General features: G+C 51.5%; 18 protein-coding genes and 1 pseudogene. 18 read left to right on the forward strand and 1 reads right to left on the reverse strand.

The window, feature by feature from the left end; translation table 11 throughout:
• The first annotated feature begins 24 nt into the window (after positions 1-24).
• The 12 genes and pseudogenes from ACL02P_RS05860 to ACL02P_RS05915 all read left to right on the forward strand — a co-directional run bounded on the left by ACL02P_RS05860 (position 25) and on the right by ACL02P_RS05915 (position 11537).
• Positions 25-810 (forward strand): class I SAM-dependent methyltransferase, encoded by a 786-nt coding sequence (locus ACL02P_RS05860; protein WP_260071897.1) that lies wholly within the window; start codon positions 25-27, stop codon positions 808-810.
• Positions 794-1768, forward strand: coding sequence for a tRNA (adenosine(37)-N6)-dimethylallyltransferase MiaA (miaA, locus tag ACL02P_RS05865; RefSeq protein WP_412836944.1), 975 nt, complete (start codon positions 794-796; stop codon positions 1766-1768). Before ACL02P_RS05860 ends, miaA begins: the two co-directional genes overlap by 17 nt.
• 24 nt (positions 1769-1792) lie before the next feature.
• Positions 1793-2032 (forward strand): RNA chaperone Hfq, encoded by a 240-nt coding sequence (gene hfq, locus ACL02P_RS05870; protein ID WP_260071896.1) that lies wholly within the window; start codon positions 1793-1795, stop codon positions 2030-2032.
• A 359-nt stretch (positions 2033-2391) separates the two neighbouring features.
• The gene (locus tag ACL02P_RS05875; RefSeq protein ID WP_412836945.1) at positions 2392-5001 is read left to right on the forward strand and encodes a PBP1A family penicillin-binding protein; all 2610 of its coding nucleotides are present in this window, start codon (positions 2392-2394) and stop codon (positions 4999-5001) included.
• Between the two features lie 265 nt (positions 5002-5266).
• Positions 5267-5827 carry a DUF402 domain-containing protein gene (locus ACL02P_RS05880; RefSeq protein ID WP_260071894.1) on the forward strand — a complete coding sequence of 187 codons (561 nt, stop codon included), beginning with the start codon at positions 5267-5269 and terminating at the stop codon, positions 5825-5827.
• A 3-nt stretch (positions 5828-5830) separates the two neighbouring features.
• On the forward strand, positions 5831-6517 hold the full coding sequence (locus ACL02P_RS05885; RefSeq protein WP_412836946.1) for a YdcF family protein: 687 nt from the start codon (positions 5831-5833) through the stop codon (positions 6515-6517).
• 108 nt (positions 6518-6625) lie between these two features.
• Positions 6626-7609 (forward strand): AAA family ATPase, encoded by a 984-nt coding sequence (locus ACL02P_RS05890; RefSeq protein ID WP_412836947.1) that lies wholly within the window; start codon positions 6626-6628, stop codon positions 7607-7609.
• Between the two features lie 40 nt (positions 7610-7649).
• Positions 7650-8043, forward strand: a pseudogene (locus tag ACL02P_RS05895) (GTPase HflX); the annotation flags it as partial.
• A gap of 64 nt (positions 8044-8107) precedes the next feature.
• Positions 8108-9361 (forward strand): aminotransferase class I/II-fold pyridoxal phosphate-dependent enzyme, encoded by a 1254-nt coding sequence (locus ACL02P_RS05900; protein ID WP_412836948.1) that lies wholly within the window; start codon positions 8108-8110, stop codon positions 9359-9361.
• A gap of 82 nt (positions 9362-9443) precedes the next feature.
• Complete coding sequence (locus ACL02P_RS05905) at positions 9444-9854, forward strand: MerR family transcriptional regulator (protein ID WP_009226599.1); 411 nt, start codon at positions 9444-9446, stop codon at positions 9852-9854.
• Between the two features lie 23 nt (positions 9855-9877).
• Complete coding sequence (gene glnA / locus ACL02P_RS05910; protein WP_009226600.1) at positions 9878-11215, forward strand: type I glutamate--ammonia ligase; 1338 nt, start codon at positions 9878-9880, stop codon at positions 11213-11215.
• A 166-nt stretch (positions 11216-11381) separates the two neighbouring features.
• Entirely contained in the window at positions 11382-11537 is a 156-nt protein-coding gene (locus ACL02P_RS05915) for a hypothetical protein (RefSeq protein ID WP_009226601.1), read from the forward strand.
• Between the two features lie 119 nt (positions 11538-11656).
• Here ACL02P_RS05915 and lexA read toward each other — a convergent pair whose 3' ends face one another.
• Positions 11657-12283: a transcriptional repressor LexA gene (gene lexA, locus ACL02P_RS05920; protein WP_009226602.1), complete on the reverse strand. Its 627-nt coding sequence runs from the start codon at positions 12281-12283 to the stop codon at positions 11657-11659.
• Positions 12284-12599: 316 nt separating this feature from the next.
• Here lexA and ACL02P_RS05925 point away from each other — a divergent pair, with 316 nt between their 5' ends.
• The 6 genes from ACL02P_RS05925 (at position 12600) to metH (ending at position 18800) form a co-directional block, all read left to right on the forward strand.
• Positions 12600-12860: a LysM peptidoglycan-binding domain-containing protein gene (locus tag ACL02P_RS05925; RefSeq protein WP_232282361.1), complete on the forward strand. Its 261-nt coding sequence runs from the start codon at positions 12600-12602 to the stop codon at positions 12858-12860.
• A 178-nt stretch (positions 12861-13038) separates the two neighbouring features.
• Complete coding sequence (locus tag ACL02P_RS05930; protein WP_083791524.1) at positions 13039-13212, forward strand: DUF896 domain-containing protein; 174 nt, start codon at positions 13039-13041, stop codon at positions 13210-13212.
• 12 nt (positions 13213-13224) lie between these two features.
• Positions 13225-13755: a hypothetical protein gene (locus ACL02P_RS05935; RefSeq protein WP_009226211.1), complete on the forward strand. Its 531-nt coding sequence runs from the start codon at positions 13225-13227 to the stop codon at positions 13753-13755.
• A 46-nt stretch (positions 13756-13801) separates the two neighbouring features.
• Positions 13802-14599, forward strand: coding sequence for an HAD family hydrolase (locus tag ACL02P_RS05940; RefSeq protein ID WP_009226210.1), 798 nt, complete (start codon positions 13802-13804; stop codon positions 14597-14599).
• Between the two features lie 65 nt (positions 14600-14664).
• On the forward strand, positions 14665-15081 hold the full coding sequence (locus ACL02P_RS05945; protein ID WP_009226209.1) for a FixH family protein: 417 nt from the start codon (positions 14665-14667) through the stop codon (positions 15079-15081).
• A gap of 275 nt (positions 15082-15356) precedes the next feature.
• Positions 15357-18800, forward strand: coding sequence for a methionine synthase (metH, locus tag ACL02P_RS05950; protein WP_412836949.1), 3444 nt, complete (start codon positions 15357-15359; stop codon positions 18798-18800).
• Positions 18801-18899: the final 99 nt, after the last annotated feature.

Raw genomic sequence — 18899 nt, forward strand, 5'->3', positions numbered from 1 at the left:
CCAACGCAAACGGAGGAATTCATCATGTTAATTACCACGGGAGACCATGAATCGCCCGCCGTCGTGCTCAGGGCGCGGGAACTAGCCCAGTTGGCCCGCGTTCCGTATGTCCCGCGCGGCCGGACATCGCTCGCCCGGTTGGCCGAACGTCATGGCGACAGCGACATTCTGGTGGTCCTGGAGCAAGGAGCCCGTCTGCATCGGACCGGCCGGGAAACGATGACGTTTCACCCCAGCATGGCGTTTGTCCGGGCGAAACGGCTGTTTAAAGGGGAAAGCGACGCGATGCTGGACGCTGCCGGAGTGGTTCCCGGCGACGTCATCATCGATGGTACGGCAGGACTCGGGGCCGATGCGATGATCTTTTCGATTGCCGCAGGGGCTGAGGGGAAGGTATTGGCCTTGGAGGATTCCTTGCCGCTTTGGGCCTTGCTGTACGAAGGGCTGAAGCACTACGAGTCCGGTCTGCCGGCTTTTGACGAAGCGCTGCGGCGGATCGAACCAGTACATACGAACCACTTGGACGCGCTCCGGGCGATGCCCGACAAGAGCGCAGATATCGTTTACTTCGACCCGATGTTCCGCGATCCCATCACGGAATCGTCGTCCATTTCACCGCTGCGGGCGTTTGCTAATCCGAACCAACTCGATCCGGAGGCGGTGAAGGAGGCTTGCCGGGTTGCTCGGAAAGCGGTTGTCCTGAAAGAGAAGCGCGGGAGCAGTGAATTTGATCGACTTGGGTTTCAGGCGATCAACCGCTCCCATACTAAAATTGCTTATGGAGTGATTTCGCTTGACCCGAAACGATAAACCGAAACTGCTTGTGCTGCTCGGCCCAACAGCGGTCGGCAAAACGAAGCTCAGCATCGAGCTGGCGCGGGACCTGTCTTGCGAAATCATTTCCGGCGATTCCATGCAGGTCTACCGGGGGATGGACATCGGCACCGCCAAAATCACCAAGGAAGAAATGGGCGGCATTCCGCATCATCTCATCGATGTGCTGGATCCTGACGAACCGTTTTCCGTCGCGTTATTTCAGGAGTGGTGCCGTAAGCTGATCCCGGAGATTACCGAGCGCGGGCATCTGCCTTTTATCGTTGGCGGGACGGGGTTGTACATCGAATCGGTCTGTTATGAGTTTCAGTTTACGGAAGCGGGGGCGGACGAAGAATTCCGCGCCCGGCAGCAAGCGTTCGCTGAAACCTATGGCGTCCAAGCGCTGCATGCCAAATTGGCGGAGGTCGATCCCAAATCGGCCGAACGTCTGCATCCAAACGATGTGCGTCGGGTGATACGGGCGTTGGAGATTTTTCATATAACAGGAGAGACGTTATCGTCCCAGCTTGAGAAACAGCAGAAGCAATCCCCTTATGAGCTTTGCCTCATCGGTTTGACAATGGACCGTCAAATGCTTTATAAACGTATTGAGCGGCGAATTGACGAGATGCTGCGGCTAGGCCTTGTGGATGAAGTTCGCGGACTCCTGCGGAAAGGATATAGCCGCGATGCCGTTTCGATGCAAGGTCTGGGGTATAAGGAAATCGTCGAACACCTGGTGGACGGCGTTCCGTTGGAAGCTGCGGTGGAGAAGCTGAAACGGGATACACGCCGATTTGCCAAGAGACAGCTTTCCTGGTTCCGCCACATGAAGGATATCAACTGGATTGACGTCGGCGACGGCGAAAATTTTTCCGGGATTTTGGAGGCGGCCCATGCTATAATAGCAGGAAAGTTTCCCGCTGATCTTGAATATAATTCTAAACACTAATTGATTCCTATTGGGGGTACGGCTATGAATAAGACCATTAACATCCAGGATACATTTTTGAACCAATTACGGAAAGAGAGCATCCCGGTCACCGTATTTTTGACGAACGGCTTCCAGATCAGAGGGACGATTAAAGCGTTTGACAACTTCACGATCGTCATTGACAGCGATGGCCGCCAGCAAATGGTGTACAAGCACGCGATCTCGACGTTCCAGCCGCTGCGGAATGTATCGCTCATGCAGGAATCGCAAAACGAGGATTAAATCAGGCTGAAACTTTTTGAACTTCAATACGTTAAGAGTATAGGATGAAGATGGAGCAACCTGAACCAAGGTTGTTCTTTTCTTTCCAGGCACTTTTAAGCCAGGAGCTTAGGACCTGCCGAAGTCGTTCGGTCAGGTGATGTTCAAAAATCACTCTGCTGTCATCGATTCCATCATCGAACGAACGCTTGTGCGGTGATATGATAGGTTCAAAGCGGAAGGCCCTGCGCCTTACGCCGCTGAACTCTGGGCGTGGTTGGTAACTTCCATTCACGCACATGATAGAGAGAACAACCGCATGTGGCCGATTTTTGAACATCGACTTAAGCGAAATGGCAGGAAGGGAGTCAGAACAAACCATGTCTAGCCAAAGGCCATCAAGACTGCAACGAAGCGGGAAGCCGGACAAGAAGAACAAAGCGCCGAAAGCTCATAAAAAGAAAAGGCTGACGGCCAAACGCGTGTTGTGGACTTCATTTTTTACGATTGCTTTTGCGGTCTTCTGCGCAATTGCAGGCTATATGTACATTACGGTCAGCGGCGAGAAGATCCTGATGCAAAATGAGGACAAGCTGATGGTTTACGAAACGACGAAGGTCTATGACCGCAACGGGGTACTGATGGGCGAATTGTCCATCGACAAAAGCGAACCCGTGGAATCAGACCAGATTCCGGAGCTGCTGAAGCAAGCGTTCGTGGCAACGGAAGACCGTCGTTTCTTCGATCATAAGGGTGTGGATTTATGGTCGATCGGCCGGGCGGCTGTGAAAGATATCGTGGCCCGCTCCCTGGTTGAAGGCGGCAGTACGATCACCCAGCAGCTGGCCAAGAACATTTTCTTGAGCGCGGACAAAACGTTCTTCCGGAAGGCGACGGAAATGTCGATTGCCTTGGCCTTGGAACGCCACAGAACGAAGGATGAAATCCTGACCTTATATTTGAACCGGATCAATTTCGGTGGTACGGTATATGGAATCAAGGCAGCATCGATTCGTTATTTCGGCAAAAGCGATTTGAATAAACTCGACTTGTGGGAAATGGCTACGTTAGCGGCGATGCCGAAGGGACCGTCCCGATACAATCCGCTCAAAAACCCTGAACTGTCCAAGGAACGTCGCGCAGTGGTACTCGAGCTGATGTATCAGGAAGGATATATTACGGCAGAGCAACGGGACGAAGCTAAGGCGGTGGATTACAACTACGAGCCGCCGGCCACCAATCAAAGCTATCTCGCCTTTAAAGACTATGTCGTGGAAGAAGCCGAGGAGAAATTTGGGTTAACCGAAGACGAATTGAACCGCGGCGGCTACAAGATCTACACGACGATGGATGCGAAAGCGCAGAAAGCGTTGGAGAAAGCCTTCGCCAATGACGATTATTTTGAGAAGAGCAAGGATGACCAACAAGTCCAAGCTTCTATGGTTATCATGAACCACCAAAATGGCAGTCTCGTCGCATTGCTGGGCGGCCGGGATTACCAGCGTAAAGGGTTCAGCCGGCTGGACAGCCGCCGTCAACCGGGCTCGGCGTTTAAGCCGATCGTATCGTATGCGCCGGCTCTGGAATCCGGCAAATTTACGCCAAACTCGCAGATCAGCAACGAGAAGCAGTGCTTTGGCGACTATTGCCCAACGAACCTGCATGGATATTCCAAGACGATCAACATGACTGACGCTTTGACGAAGTCCGAGAATATCCCAGCCGTCTGGTTGCTGAACGAAATTGGCGTAAGCACCGGGGTCAAATATGCCGAGGCGATGGGGATTAAAATGGACAAAAATGACCGCAACTTGGCCATCGCACTGGGCGGTTTAACCTACGGTACGAACACGCTCGAAATGGCCGGTGCCTACAGCGTATTCGCCAATGGCGGTCTGTACAATCAGCCATACTCGATCAAATCGATTGTTGACCACAACGGCGTGGAGAAATATAAATACAATGCGCCTAAGCCAAAACGGGTCATCAGTGAACAAACGGCTTATTACATGACCACGATGTTGCAAAACGTCGTTAACGACGGTACCGGGAAACGAGCTAAATTGGATCGCCCGGTTGCCGGTAAGACAGGGACAACGCAACACGGGATCCCGGGGCTGAAGAGCAGCAAAAACCGTGATGTCTGGTTTGTCGGTTATACACCGGAGTGGACCGGGGCTGTCTGGATGGGGTACGATAAGCCGGACAAAGATCATTTGCTGAACGGAAGCAGCGGCCAGACCGCGGCCTTGTTTGCCGCCGTCATGAAGGAAGCGCTGAAGGGTGAGCCTGTGAAGCCGTTCCCGGTTCCGAAGAACCTGCAGCCGGAAGAGCCGGAGGAGCCAGAAATCGCAGCGCCAACAGGTTTAAATGCCTCCTATAATCTGGATACGGGAGCGGTATCCCTCAGCTGGACCGGCGTTGAAACCGCGGATGCGGTATATCGTATTTACCGCCGGGAAGCATCCGAATCCAGCTTCACTCATATTATGGATTCCGTGACGACCGAGGCTGAAGATATCAGCGTCACGCCGGGTACCGGCTATGTGTATTACGTCACGGCGTATGATCCGGTAAATGCGGTGGAGAGCGAACCTTCGAACAATGCTCAAGTGCTGATCGACAGCGTGGAGCCGCCAACCGACGAAACGCCTGTTGGACCGGATCCAGGTACTCCTCTTGATCCTAATCTGCCCGACGGCGGAGGCGGAGATCAAGGCTTCCCGCCAGGAAATGGCCAAGGGAATGGGAATGGCCAGAACAATGGAGGAAATGGCAATGGGAATGGAAACGGTAATGACGGTTCGAATGGGAACAACGGTAACGGACAAGGCAACGGGGGAGGCAACACCGGGAACCCAACGGATGATCTCCCCATGGATGATGATGACGGAGGTGTGATCGTTCCGCCGGCCGATGGCGGGGACGGAACCGGCAACACGGATATTCCAGCAGGAACTACGGACGGAGCCGTAGGAACCGGAGGATAACGGCTGTTCATCTGCTGTCTTTGTTCAAGCGAATCAACCCTCAGTCCTCGCGTAGGCGTGACTGGGGGTTGTTTTTTAAGATATCAGAAAGTATAAACTTCGGGGCAATGGCATCCTGATATCGCAAGAAAAACTTCCGCTAAACGCGGTCTGTCTACTTTGAATGTACGTCGACAGACGTTTTTCTTAGTGGGAAAATGGTTTTTGTGACTCTCTTTCAAATATGGTAAGCTGTTATTACATTGTGTTGAAAGGGATCTTATTTATGAAGCGAAAATTCGGAGACCGCGCGAATTGGCGCCGTGTGACCCATCGTCAATTCAAATCCAAGTATGTGGAGAGCGATGAGTTTACGGGATATGTCACGCTGTACAGTATTTTCGCCTTGCGTGATCCGTTATGGAAAACCTACGGGGGACATACTTTTCGGATCGCTGACAAGGGTTATACCTGGCTGCAGTATTATCCCAAAGGTGCCCATTTCGTAGTGACGGCGATGTTTGATGATCAAGGCGAGATCGTGGAGTGGTACATCGATATTTGTAAGACGCAAGGCGTTACGGATCAGGGCGTTCCCTGGTTTGATGATTTGTATCTGGATATCGTCGTACTCAAAAATCGTGAAGTGTTCCTCTTGGATGAAGACGAACTGGACGAAGCTTTATCGAAAGGCCTTATATCGGTAAAAGACTATGATCTGGCAACGGAAACGGCCCAGCGATTACTTCATGACATTAAGGAACGGCGTTTCCCCTATTTCCGCCTGTCTCTAGATCATTACCAGAGCGGATTTATGACTTCGGAACCGAATCAATCGGGGGGATAAACCATGCGTAATGCCAAACCAAACGAAATCATACGGATGCCGATGCGGCCAAACCAGCGTAAAGGGCGCGTGAGGAAACGGATCTATCGCTGGGGGCTTGTGGTGATTTTGCTTGGGATCGGATGGATGTTGTATGTATTAGCCCAGATCGGCAGCATTGAGCGGAATCCGGCGGCGAACTCCGATTTATCCGAACCGGCTGAGGTGGGCATCGTTCTGGGAGCAGCCCTCTGGGGGGACGAGCCGAGCCCGGGGCTTCGGGAGCGTTTGGATCAAAGCCTGAAGGATTACAAGGCGGGCAAATTTCAATGGTTTCTTCTGACCGGAGGGTTGGATACGGCAACCTCCCAATATACCGAAGCGGAAGGTATGGCGAACTACTTGGAACAGCATGGAGTTCCGCGGGAGAAGATGCTGCTTGAGAACAAGGCAACTAGTACCTATGAGAATCTTAAATTTAGCCAAGAGATCTTAAAGGAGCGGGGGTTTACCTCTGTATTGATCGTGACCCACACGTTTCACGGAAACCGTGCTTATGAAATCGCTCAAGCGTTAAATTACGAGCAACCCCGCTTGTCGTTAACTTCCTCTAAGGTGCTGAAGCCGCTTCCCAATACGTTCCGGGAGATTTTGGCGTATACGAAATGGAAGCTCGATCAATTAGGATTAGCCATCGGCCTGATCTCATGACAAAACTTCTAATAACGGACAGGGAGAGAGAATACATTTAGATGTGTGTTCCGTAGATTGGGATATATACTTCCTCTCAGCCCTACCCTTATAAAGAGGTGATTACCTATGTCTGGGCGTGTCATGGCCAGAAACGGCTCTTCCGATGAGAGACCGTCGCGTCAGATCAATGTGATTCTCCGCAATACCGAGCCGCCTGTCGTCTCGCAGTCCATTGCCGAGAGCGAACCTCAGGTGTCGGCCAAAGGTTTGCCGCAGCAAGGGATTTTTGCCGAAATCCAAAAGGAACTGGATCACCTGGTCGGCTTGGATCATATTAAAGAGTTAATGTACGAGATATATGCGCTTTTGCAAATCGCCTCGATGCGTTCGGAAGCGGGGTTGCTATCCAGCGCCCAAGTGTACCATATGGTGTTTAAAGGCAATCCGGGTACTGGAAAAACCACGGTGGCACGAATCGTCGCTAAAATGTTTCAACGGATGGGTGTGCTCAGTAAAGGGCATCTCATTGAAGTTGAGCGTGCTGATCTGGTTGGCGAATATATCGGCCATACGGCGCAGAAAACGCGCGACTTGGTCAAAAAAGCGCTTGGCGGCATTTTGTTCATCGATGAGGCGTACAGTTTGGCGCGCGGCGGAGAGAAGGACTTTGGCAAAGAAGCAATCGATACGTTGGTCAAAGCGATGGAGGATCACAAAAACCAATTTATCCTGATTCTTGCCGGATACTCGGATGAAATGGACTTCTTCCTGTCCACCAACCCGGGGCTGCCGTCCCGGTTCCCGATTCAGATGGATTTTCCGGATTATACGATCGACCAGCTGATTCAAATTGCCGAGGGGATGGCGAAAGAGCGGGATTATATCTTGATGCCGCAGGCGATACTCAAACTAAAGCAGCATTTATTGCGTGAAAAATGCGAAAGCGATCAGGTGTTCAGCAATGCCCGATATGTCCGCAACGTGATTGAACGGTCTGTTCGGCAGCAGGCGGTTCGGCTGCTGAATCAATATGGCGGCGGTTCCCCGGGCAAGCTGGAGCTGATGACCATTCGAACCGAAGACCTGAAGCTGGATGTGAAGAAAACGTAATGGAATTATCGCATTGGATCCCCTCGAAGGAGCAGTGATCATGTCGAAGGTGCATTTGCATGAAACGACGACCCACCAAACGGATGTGGCCGTATTAGTCAGCTTGGTTACGTCGGAGACGAAGCAAAGTGGAATAAATTCTGACTACTCCCTGGCCGAACTGGTGCAGCTGGCCGAAACGGGCGGGGTAGAGGTTGCAGTTACGGTAGTCCAATATCGTGAGAAGCCCGATCCCCGCTGGTTGATCGGGAAAGGGAAAGTGCTGGAGCTTCGGGATCGGCACACGGGGGCCGGGGGAAAGCCAGCTGGAAACGGATCGCCGCCATATCCGCCGGCGGATCGGCGAGTTGAAACGTCAGCTGGAGGGGGTCACGAGGCACCGGCAACTGCATCGTGCGCGTCGGAAGGTCAACGGGGGAGTGCAAATCGCCCTGACAAGAAGCCCCTGCGGATATCACGACAAACGATGGAATAGATTAAGGGAGAGATAACGTAACAATGGCAGTATTTTCGGAAGAAATCGTACATTGGCTGGAAGCCGCTGAACGTCAGGTGGAAAGCCGGTTCCGGGAGGTCGACCGGATCGTCGATCACAACCAGTGGAAGGTTATTGAAGCATTTCAACGTCATCAAGTCAGCGATTTTCATTTTGCCGCTTCCACCGGTTATGCTTATAATGATCGGGGCCGTGAAGTGTTGGATTTAGTGTATGCGGACGTATTTGGCGCGGAGGCCGCACTGGTACGGCCGCATTTCGCTTCCGGCACGCATACGATTGCCACAGCGTTGTTCGGGGTCTTGCGTCCCGGGGACGAACTGCTCTATATTACGGGGCGTCCATATGATACACTACATAAAGTGATCGGAACGCCGGGTGACGGCAGCGGCTCGCTGCAGGATTTTGGCATCCGGTATCACGAAGCTGCATTGCTGGCTGACGGCACAGTCGACTGGGACACCGTGAAGACCAAGATCACCGATAAGACCAAAGTCATTGGGATTCAGCGCTCGCGCGGCTACGACTGGAGGGATTCTTTTTCCGTTGAACAGATCGGTGAGATGGTTCACCGAGTGAAAGAGATCAAGCCGGATCTGATTGTCTTCGTGGATAACTGCTATGGTGAATTTACCGAGGAACAAGAACCAACGGAGGTTGGAGCCGATTTGATTGCTGGCTCGCTGATTAAAAATCCGGGTGGCGGCTTGGCGGAAACCGGAGGATATATTTGCGGAAAGCAGGACCTGGTCAACCTCGCATCCAACCGATTGACTGCACCGGGCATTGGCGGTGAGGTAGGGGCGATGCTGGGAACGACGCGAGGCATTTATCAAGGCTTATTTTTGGCTCCAACCATCGTAGGACAAGCCATTAAAGGCTCCATCCTGGCTGCGGCATTGTTTGAGCGGGCAGGATTCCGAAGCCGGCCGGCTTGGCAGGATCGGCGTACCGATCTGATCCAGGCGATTGCCTTTGACGCCCCGGAACAATTAATTGCGTTTGTCCAGGGGATTCAGCGGGCAGCCGCAGTGGACGGCCATGTCGTGCCCGAGCCTTGGGATATGCCAGGCTATGATCACCCGGTGATTATGGCAGCCGGGACGTTTATTCAGGGCGGGAGCCTGGAATTGTCTGCCGATGCTCCGATTCGTGCGCCATATATTGCGTATATGCAAGGCGGTTTGACGTATTCTCATGTTAAATTTGGCCTACTCGCCGCACTTCAGACGATGAAAGACCGCAACTTGTTGTAAGTTATCCTAACATATCTATTGACATGTTAGGATAACTAACATATGATAAGGTCATGATATTCTAACTGGAAGGTTGATAGCGATGAGCGAGGAAATTCGCAGAAATATGGCCTTGTTTCCTATTGGTATCGTCATGAAACTTACGGATTTAACGGCAAGACAAATAAGATATTACGAGCAGCATGAATTGATTGTACCCGCACGTACCTCGGGAAATCAGCGGATGTTTTCCTTGAATGACGTCGAGCGGTTACTGGAAATCAAGAGTCTCATCGATAAAGGTGTCAATATCGCGGGGATCAAGCAGGTCATGAATCCGATGTCTCGGGAGTCCCAGGATGCGACAGTCATCACGAAGGACACGGAGGAGAAGAGAAAGGAAATGACGGATTCCCAAATCTACCGGATGTTGAAGCAACAGCTGGTGTCAGGGAGCAAACCGGGACAAGTCTCTTTGCTCCAAGGCGAGTTGTCTCGGTTTTTCAAAAAATAATCTAAACGTTGGGAGAGGTTAGGGTGAGTAACACGCAATACACCAAAGAGGATATTTTACGTATCGCTAAGGAAGAAAACGTACGTTTTATCCGTTTGCAGTTCACGGATTTGCTGGGAACGATCAAGAATGTGGAAATCCCGGTCAGCCAATTGGAAAAAGCGCTGGATAACAAAATGATGTTTGACGGTTCTTCCATTGAAGGGTATGTCCGTATCGAGGAATCGGATATGTATCTTTACCCGGATCTGGATACTTGGGTAATCTTCCCTTGGGTGACCGAGGATCGCGTTGCACGTTTGATTTGCGATGTATATATGCCTGACGGAACTCCGTTTGCCGGCGACCCACGCGCGATTCTGAAACGTGCGCTCAAGGAAGCTGAGGAAATGGGTTACACCGCAATGAACGTTGGTCCGGAACCGGAATTCTTCCTGTTCAAAACCGATGATAAAGGCAACCCTACAACCGAGTTGAACGACCAAGGCGGATACTTCGACTTGGCTCCTACGGATTTGGGCGAGAACTGCCGCCGCGAAATCGTATTGACCCTGGAGGAAATGGGCTTTGAAATCGAAGCTTCTCACCACGAAGTGGCACCAGGTCAGCATGAAATCGACTTCAAATATGCTGATGCGATCAAAGCTGCAGACCAAATCCAAACCTTTAAGCTGGTCGTTAAGACGATTGCCCGCCAGCATGGACTGCATGCAACGTTTATGCCGAAGCCGCTGTATGGCGTGAATGGCTCCGGGATGCACTGTCACCAATCGCTGTTCAAAGGCAATGTCAATGCATTTTATGACGAAAACGATGAGTTGGGCTTGAGCAAAGAAGCACGTCATTATATGGCGGGCATTCTGAAGCACGCCCGCGCATTCGCAGCGATCACGAACCCGACCGTGAACTCTTATAAACGTCTCGTGCCTGGGTATGAAGCCCCTTGTTATGTGGCTTGGTCCTCGAGTAACCGCAGTCCGATGATTCGGATTCCGGCTTCCCGCGGTCTCAGCACCCGGATCGAAGTGCGTAACCCGGACCCGGCTGCTAACCCATACTTGGCTCTGGCCGTTATGTTGAAAGCCGGACTGGATGGAATTAAGAAAGAGCTGCCGCTGGTTGATCCGGTTGACCGCAACATCTATGTGATGTCTGAAGAAGAGCGGGTGGAAGAAGGCATCCCAAGTCTGCCAGCCGACTTGAAAGAAGCGCTCGGCGAATTGCTCCGCAGCGAAATTATCAGCGAAGCGCTCGGAGATCATGCGCTGACTCACTTCTATGAACTGAAAGAGATCGAATGGGATATCTTCCGGACCCAAGTTCATCAATGGGAACGCGATCAATATATAACGTTGTATTAATCGGTGTTAACAAGCCAAGCCAGCACCCGGCAATTCAAGCGGGGTGCTGGCTTTTTTTTATTGAAACGGATGATGAATGAATAACAGTTTTTGGATTTCGAAACCATGCCATGATTTATCCTGAATTGGGACAACTTATAGGTATGAAATAAGGAGGTTAATGTAGATGACAGTAACCGAATTAAAAAGATACCAACGTCGGCGCTATCGGTTAAAGCAATGGTGGATCACGGAGCGTTCGGGGCTAGGCTGGGGCACACGCGGTCGCCGAGACAAAAACGGCTACCATCCCGTGAGCTTCCTGAATCTCGAATGGGAATAGGAGGGGGAAGTCATCAAGTTCTCTAAAAGTAAATGAGGACGAAGCCGATGTCACCCCATCGCTTCGTCCTGCTCGGATTTCGTATCTTCGTTTCGCCTTCTATTAACGAAGAGTTCGGATTAGTGCAGGTCGCGGAACAAGCCGATGACCTTGCCCAAGATGGTTACATGTTTCAAACGAAGCGGTTCCATCGTCGAATTCTCCGGCTGCAGGCGAATATGGTCACTTTCTTTATAGAACGTCTTGACCGTTGCCTCGTCATCCTCCGTCATGGCCACAACGATATCACCGTTGTTCGCCGTCTGCTGTTGGCGGACAATCACATAATCCCCGTTATGTATTCCAGCTTCGATCATGCTGTCGCCAACCACGGAAAGCATAAAGATGTCACCATCAGCTGCATAGTGCTCTGGCAGCGGAAAATAATCTTCAATATTCTCTGTCGCTGTGATCGGCACGCCTGCGGTGACCTTCCCAACAATAGGAACGCGGGTCACGCTGTGCGCAAACAAATTGTAATTCTCCGATTCCTCTTGACCCAGCAATTCAATGGCGCGCGGTTTCGTCGGGTCGCGGCGGATGAAGCCTTTCTTCTCCAGACGGTCCAAATGGCCGTGAACGGTGGAACTGGAAGCCAATCCGACGGCTTCACCAATCTCTCGGACCGAAGGAGGATATCCCTTAGCGCGTACTTCGTTGCGAATAAACTCAAGAATGGCCTGTTGCCGGCTCGATACCTTAGACATTTACGGATCAACCCCATTTAGTAACGTTTGGAAAAATTATAACATAGAACTGCCGTTCGTACAAACATTAGTTCTAAATAGTTTGGGAGACGAGAACTATTTCCGAAAAAAAACAGGAACAACTGTTCGAAAAAACTATTGAATCAAACAAGTGTTCGTGTTATATTGATTACATTAACACAGAACACTTGTTTGGAGTGATGGTGAAATGTTGAAATATAGTTCTTATCAAAGCATCTATGAACAACCTTCTTTTCGTCGCCCTGTGAAGAGAAGTTTACATATGAACGTCTTCCTTAAGAGTAGATTGTCCAAAATGGCCCTGCTTTTAATCATCTTCAGCATCACATGTACTGGAATGGTACAAGCCTTTGCTGCTTCTTCGGATAGCTCTGAGGGAGCAAATCGGCCGGAATATGTCGTGGTTATGCCAGGGGATACGTTATGGGAAATTGCCGTGGCACATAAGCCGCAGGGCCTGGACACAAGGGTCTATGTTCAGAAGCTGATCCGGACGAACGGGCTGAGCAGCAGCGAGATTCAAGCCGGGGATACGTTGATGTTGCCGAGCAGATAATTGATGCTTACAAAGATCATGATCAGAGGTTTACCGATTCATTCGAACAGAGCTTGTTCCAAGGTATTCCGGCAGGGGTTGCCGCGCCTTGACAAGCTCTTTTTCTCATGTCAAAGTAAGAATTAATGCCCTGTGAGACATCATGGGAAGCATAGTATATAAAGAAGCAGGTGGAATTATGGATATTGATGCTTTGGTTAAGCGGATTAACGAGCTGGCTCGCAAAGCGAAACAAGAAGGATTATCGCAAGATGAGATCTTGGAAAGAGCCCAGCTTCGGGAAACGTATCTGCAAAACGTTCGCAGAAATTTTCGGCAACAGCTCGAGTCAATCGAGATTGTAGATAAATAGGGAGGAACAGGTATGGGGTCGTTTGACCGAAAAGTAGAACGCAATCAACGAAGAATGTATAAGAAAGGCAAAGGTCCCAATGTCGGACAAGGGACGCGGAACCCTCGTACTTCGCTTGGAGCAAATGGGGAAGGCGACGTATTTAAAGGGCGGAATTTCATTTTGCCTACCGCCTTGGTTCTGTTAGCTCTGCTGTATGCCATCGTCGGGTTGATCGGTAATACAGAGGAAGTGAACTCGGTATTGTTCTGGGCGACGATCTTTTTGTATTTCGTACTGGCCCTGGTGATCTTCCTGCGTAAGCCATATTTACGCGTGAACAAGAGCTGGCTGTACACTTCGAAGTTTAACCGCGACCGGATGTTGGATGCCGGTAACATCAGTAAGATCAAGGTGAGCCGGAACAAAATCGTCATTGAACCGAAGACGCGGGAACCGAAGTGGGTGTTCTACCGCACCCGCAACCGTTTTGATACGGAAGCGATGGCTGCGCGCCTGCAGTTGTATGCTGACACCCATCATGTGAAGCTGGAGAAGGAATAATCCTTTTACAATACACTTGCGATATGAATGGAGAGGGTTGGGACGAATGACGATCAAGGCGGTATGTTTTGACCTGGATGACACGCTGCTCTGGGATGAACGGAGCGTAAAAGAAGCCTTTGCTGCAACGTGTGAAAGCGCTGCGTCTAAGATTAATGGATTAAACCCCGAGCAATTGGAAGAAGCCGTACGCCGGGAAGCGCGGGGGCTGTATGAATCCTACGAAACGTATCCTTTCACGACGATGATTGGAATCAATCCGTTTGAGGGGTTATGGGCGACGTTCTCTGCCGGAGAACAACCGGAATTCCGTCAGCTGGAGCAGTTAGCTCCAACCTATCGCAAGGAATCCTGGCGGCGCGGTCTGCTTGCGCTTGGCGTTGATGACGAGGAGCTGGCCGGCGAATTGGCGGAACAGTTTGGACGCGAACGGCGTGCCCGGCCTCATGTGTATGAGGAGACCTTTCAAGTGCTGAAGGAATTGCAAGGCAAGGTGAAGCTGCTATTGCTCACGAACGGCTGTCCGGCATTGCAGCAGGAGAAGCTGGACGGAGTGCCTGAGCTGGCGCCTTATTTTGATGAGATTGTGATCTCCGGAAATTTCGGCAAGGGGAAACCGGATCCGTCCATTTTCCGGCATGCTCTGGAACGGTTAGGGATTCAATCGAATGAAGCGATCATGGTCGGCGATAAGCTGACGACGGATATCAAAGGTTCGCTTAGCGTGGGGATGACGGCCGTTTGGATTAATCGGGACGGCAAAGCGCTTACCGGCGATATCGTACCGGATTATGAGATCAAACATTTGTCCGAACTCCATGGCCTCTTAGAGAAATTGGCATAACGCGAGTTTGGATTGAAGCAAACAAGCAGTGAGGCATTCTTAGGCGGTGGAAGGAGGGAATCTGAATGCGAATCAAGGGAAAAACCGGGCTGCTTGTAGCCATCGTGCTTGCGTTCATTGTTGTCGCGGGATGCGGCCGCAGTGAATCGCCGTCTGCTTCAGCGGTGGATACGTCACTGGAGCCGATTCAAGTCGAGCTTGACGTAACGCCATCCGCAGCCAAAGCTGGTGAACCGGTAACGTTTACGGCCAAAGTGACCCACCACGGCGAGAACGTGGACGATGCGAAGGAAGTCATGTTCGAATTTTGGAATACGGCGGACGATAACGCGAAGCACAATCAGGTCAAAGTGAAGAGTGCCGGTAACGGAACCTATGTGCTGGAGCATACATTCAAGGAGCCCGGGACTTATGAAGTGATTTCCCATGTGACGGCTCGCGATCAGCACTCCATGCCTTCGAAGCAATTCACGGTGGAATAAGCTGACAACTGAATCGGTGGTCATCGGTAAGGAAGCTGCTGTTCTCCTTTTGGAGAAGGCGGCTTTTTCATTATTATGTCCTCCTAATGAGGCGAATTTCCGAACTTTTAAAGATAAGGATTTCTAGGTTGTTCGGATTTTAATTCGGGGATGACCGATGGGAGAACAATATCTTAAATTGGGTACAGAGCTTGGGAGTTTTCGCGGAACTCTCTTTTCTTCAACGCTTTATTCTGTTAAACTATATTCTAACGTTTTACGGGAGGGACATGAACATGAGTAAACCAAGCCTGCTCGAAAGAATGAAAGAACGAATATTGATCCTCGATGGCGCCATGGGCACCATGATTCAGCAGGAGAACCTGACTCCAGCCGACTTCGGCGGTGAAGAGCTGGACGGCTGTAACGAAATGCTCGTGCTCACCCGTCCGGATGTGATCCGTGGCATCCACGAGAAGTATCTCGCAGCAGGTGCTGATTTGATCGAAACGAATACGTTCGGCGCGACATCCGTCGTGCTGGCTGAATACGATATTCCGCATAAGGCACGTGAAATCAATATGGCTGCGGCCAAGCTGGCGATTGAAGCCGCGGAAAAATACAGTACCCCGGATCATCCGCGCTACGTGGTGGGCATCTTGGGACCAACGACCAAGACATTGTCCGTTACCGGCGGCGTGACGTTCGACGAGTTGACGGCCAGCTATGCAGAGCAAGCAGCGGCATTAATCGAAGCCGGCGTTGATGCGCTGATGCTGGAAACTTCACAGGATACGCTGAACGTGAAAGCAGGGAGTATCGGAATCAAACAGGCTTTTGCTGAAACCGGAATAACGTTGCCGCTGATGATCTCCGGCACCATTGAGCCGATGGGGACGACGCTGGCGGGGCAAAATATCGAAGCCTTCTACATTTCGTTGGAGCATTTGAATCCCATCTCCATTGGACTCAACTGCGCAACGGGTCCGGAGTTCATGCGCGACCATATCCGCACTTTATCCGGACTAGCCAAAGCGGCGGTCAGCTGTCACCCTAATGCCGGTTTGCCAGACGAAAATGGCATCTACCATGAGTCCCCGGATTCGCTCGCGCAGAAGATGTCCGCTTTTGCCGAGCAGGGCTGGTTGAATATTGCCGGAGGTTGCTGTGGAACGACGCCTGCCCATATCGCAGCGTTAGCGAACACGCTGAAGGATTACCGACCACGCGAGCTGACAGGCAGCCATTTGCCGGCACTTTCCGGCATTGAGCCGGTCTATATCGAATCGGCCAATCGGCCTTATCTGGTTGGAGAACGAACAAACGTTCTGGGTTCGCGCAAATTTAAACGGCTGATCGTGGAGGGCAAATACGAAGAAGCTTCGGAAATCGCCCGGGCGCAAGTGAAGAACGGGGCACAGGTAGTTGATGTGTGCGTACAGGACCCGGATCGGGATGAAGCGGAGGATATCAAGAAGTTCCTGGAATTGGTCGTCAAAAAAGTGAAAGTCCCGCTCATGATCGACACCACTGATCCGAAGGTGCTGGATATTGCTCTCCAATACTGCCAGGGCAAATCAATTATTAACTCGATTAACTTAGAGGATGGCGAAGAGAAGTTCGAGCGCGTCACGCCGTTAATTCATAAATACGGGGCGGCGGTGGTCGTTGGTACGATTGATGAACGCGGGCAAGCGATCACACGGGAGGATAAGCTTGAGGTTGCCAAACGCTCCTATGATCTGCTCGTGCACAAATATGGTCTTCAACCGGAAGATATCATCTTCGATCCGCTCGTGTTCCCCGTGGGTACAGGGGATGAGCAGTACATTGGATCGGCCAAGGAAACGATCGAAGGGATCCGCCTGATCAAAGAAGCGTTGCCGAAGGTTCATACCGTGCTGGGCATCAGTAACGTATCGTTTGGTTTGCCGGAAGCCGGCCGCGAGGTTTTGAACTCCGTTTTCCTGTATGAATGCACCAAAGCAGGACTGGATTACGCGATCGTCAATACGGAGAAGCTGGAGCGCTACGCCAAAATTCCGGAAGAGGAGCGCCGTCTGGCGGAAGAATTGATCTATAATACTAATGATGAAACGCTGGCTGCCTTTGTAGCTGCTTTCCGGAACAAGAAGGTGGAGAAGGCCGAGACAACCACTCAGCTCACGTTGGAGGAACGTTTGGCTTCCTATGTTGTGGAAGGTACCAAGGAAGGATTAATTCCTGACCTTGACGAGGCGCTCAAAAAATATACTGCGCTCGAAATTATTAATGGTCCGCTAATGGCAGGAATGGAAGAAGTAGGCCGGTTATTTAATAACAATGAGCTGATCGTTGCCGAGGTGTTGCAAAGTGCCGAAGTGATGAAGGCATCGGTTGCGTACCTGGAACCGTTTATGGAGAAGAACGAAACCAGCGTGAAGGGGAAAATTTTGCTGGCGACGGTAAAGGGCGACGTCCATGATATCGGCAAAAACCTAGTTGAGATCATTCTGTCTAATAACGGTTACCAAATTGTGAATTTGGGTATAAAAGTACCACCGGAACGCATTATCGAGGCGTATCGGGAAGAGAAAGCAGATGCGATTGGACTCTCCGGCCTGCTGGTGAAATCGGCTCAGCAAATGGTTACGACGGCGCAGGATTTGCGGAATGCAGGCATCGACGTCCCGATCCTTGTGGGCGGCGCGGCACTCACCCGCAAGTTTACCAAGACGCGGATCCGGCCGGAGTACGACGGCTTGGTCCTGTACGCCAAAGATGCGATGGACGGCCTCGATTTGGCCAATAAGCTGATGGATCCGGTCGCACGGGAGCAGATGCGCCTTGAAGTGGATGCGGAGAAAGAAGCGGATCGCGCTGTAGCCGTTGCAGAGCCGCTGCCGGAGCTTACGCGCGTGGAGCGTTCCAAGATTTCTACCGATGCGCCGGTATTTATTCCGCCAGATCTGGAACGTCACGTACTGCGCGATTATCCGATTGGTCACATTACGCCTTATATCAACATGCAGATGCTGTTAGGTCATCACCTTGGACTCCGCGGTTCGGTGGAGCAGCAGCTGGCGGCAGGTGAGGCAAAGGCAGTTCAACTGAAGGAGACGGTGGATCAAATCCTGCTCGAAGCGGTCACGGACGGCATCATTCGCACGCAGGCGATGTATCGCTTCTTCCCGGCGCAATCGTCCGGTAACGATATTCTGATCTACGATCCGGCTGAACCTGGCAAGGTGATCAAGCGGTTTAGCTTCCCTCGACAGAAGGTCGAGCCTTACCTGTGCTTGGCGGATTTCCTGAAGTCCGTGGACAGCGGGCAAATGGATTACGTTGGTTTCCTGGTTGTAACGGCGGGACAAGGCGTTCGTGAATTGTCTGAGAAGTGGAAGAATGAAGGCGAGTACCTGCGCTCCCACGTGCTGCAGGCGGTAGCGTTGGAGCTGGCTGAAGCGCTGGCGGAGCGGGTTCACCATATTATGCGGGATACGTGGGGCTTCCCAGATCCGGCGAATATGACGATGAAACAGCGGCATGGAGCGCGTTATCAAGGGATTCGCGTCTCGTTTGGTTATCCGGCCTGCCCGGACCTCGAAGACCAGCAGCTGCTGTTTGACTTAATGCATCCGGAAGACATTGGCGTCACGTTGACGGAGGGCTTCATGATGGAACCGGAGGCATCCGTCTCGGCGATGGTCTTTGCACACCCTGAAGCGCAATATTTCAATGTGGACAAAGCCGGGATTTAAGCCCGTAAACAACCCTTTGCAAAACCCTCCGAACTTCGGAGGGTTTTGGCAATCTGTATATGAATCGATGAACCATTCTAGCGTAAAGGACGAAATGGC

The organism is Paenibacillus sp. MB22_1 (genome assembly GCF_047200555.1).
In the GTDB taxonomy this organism is placed as follows: domain Bacteria; phylum Bacillota; class Bacilli; order Paenibacillales; family Paenibacillaceae; genus Fontibacillus; species Fontibacillus phoenicis.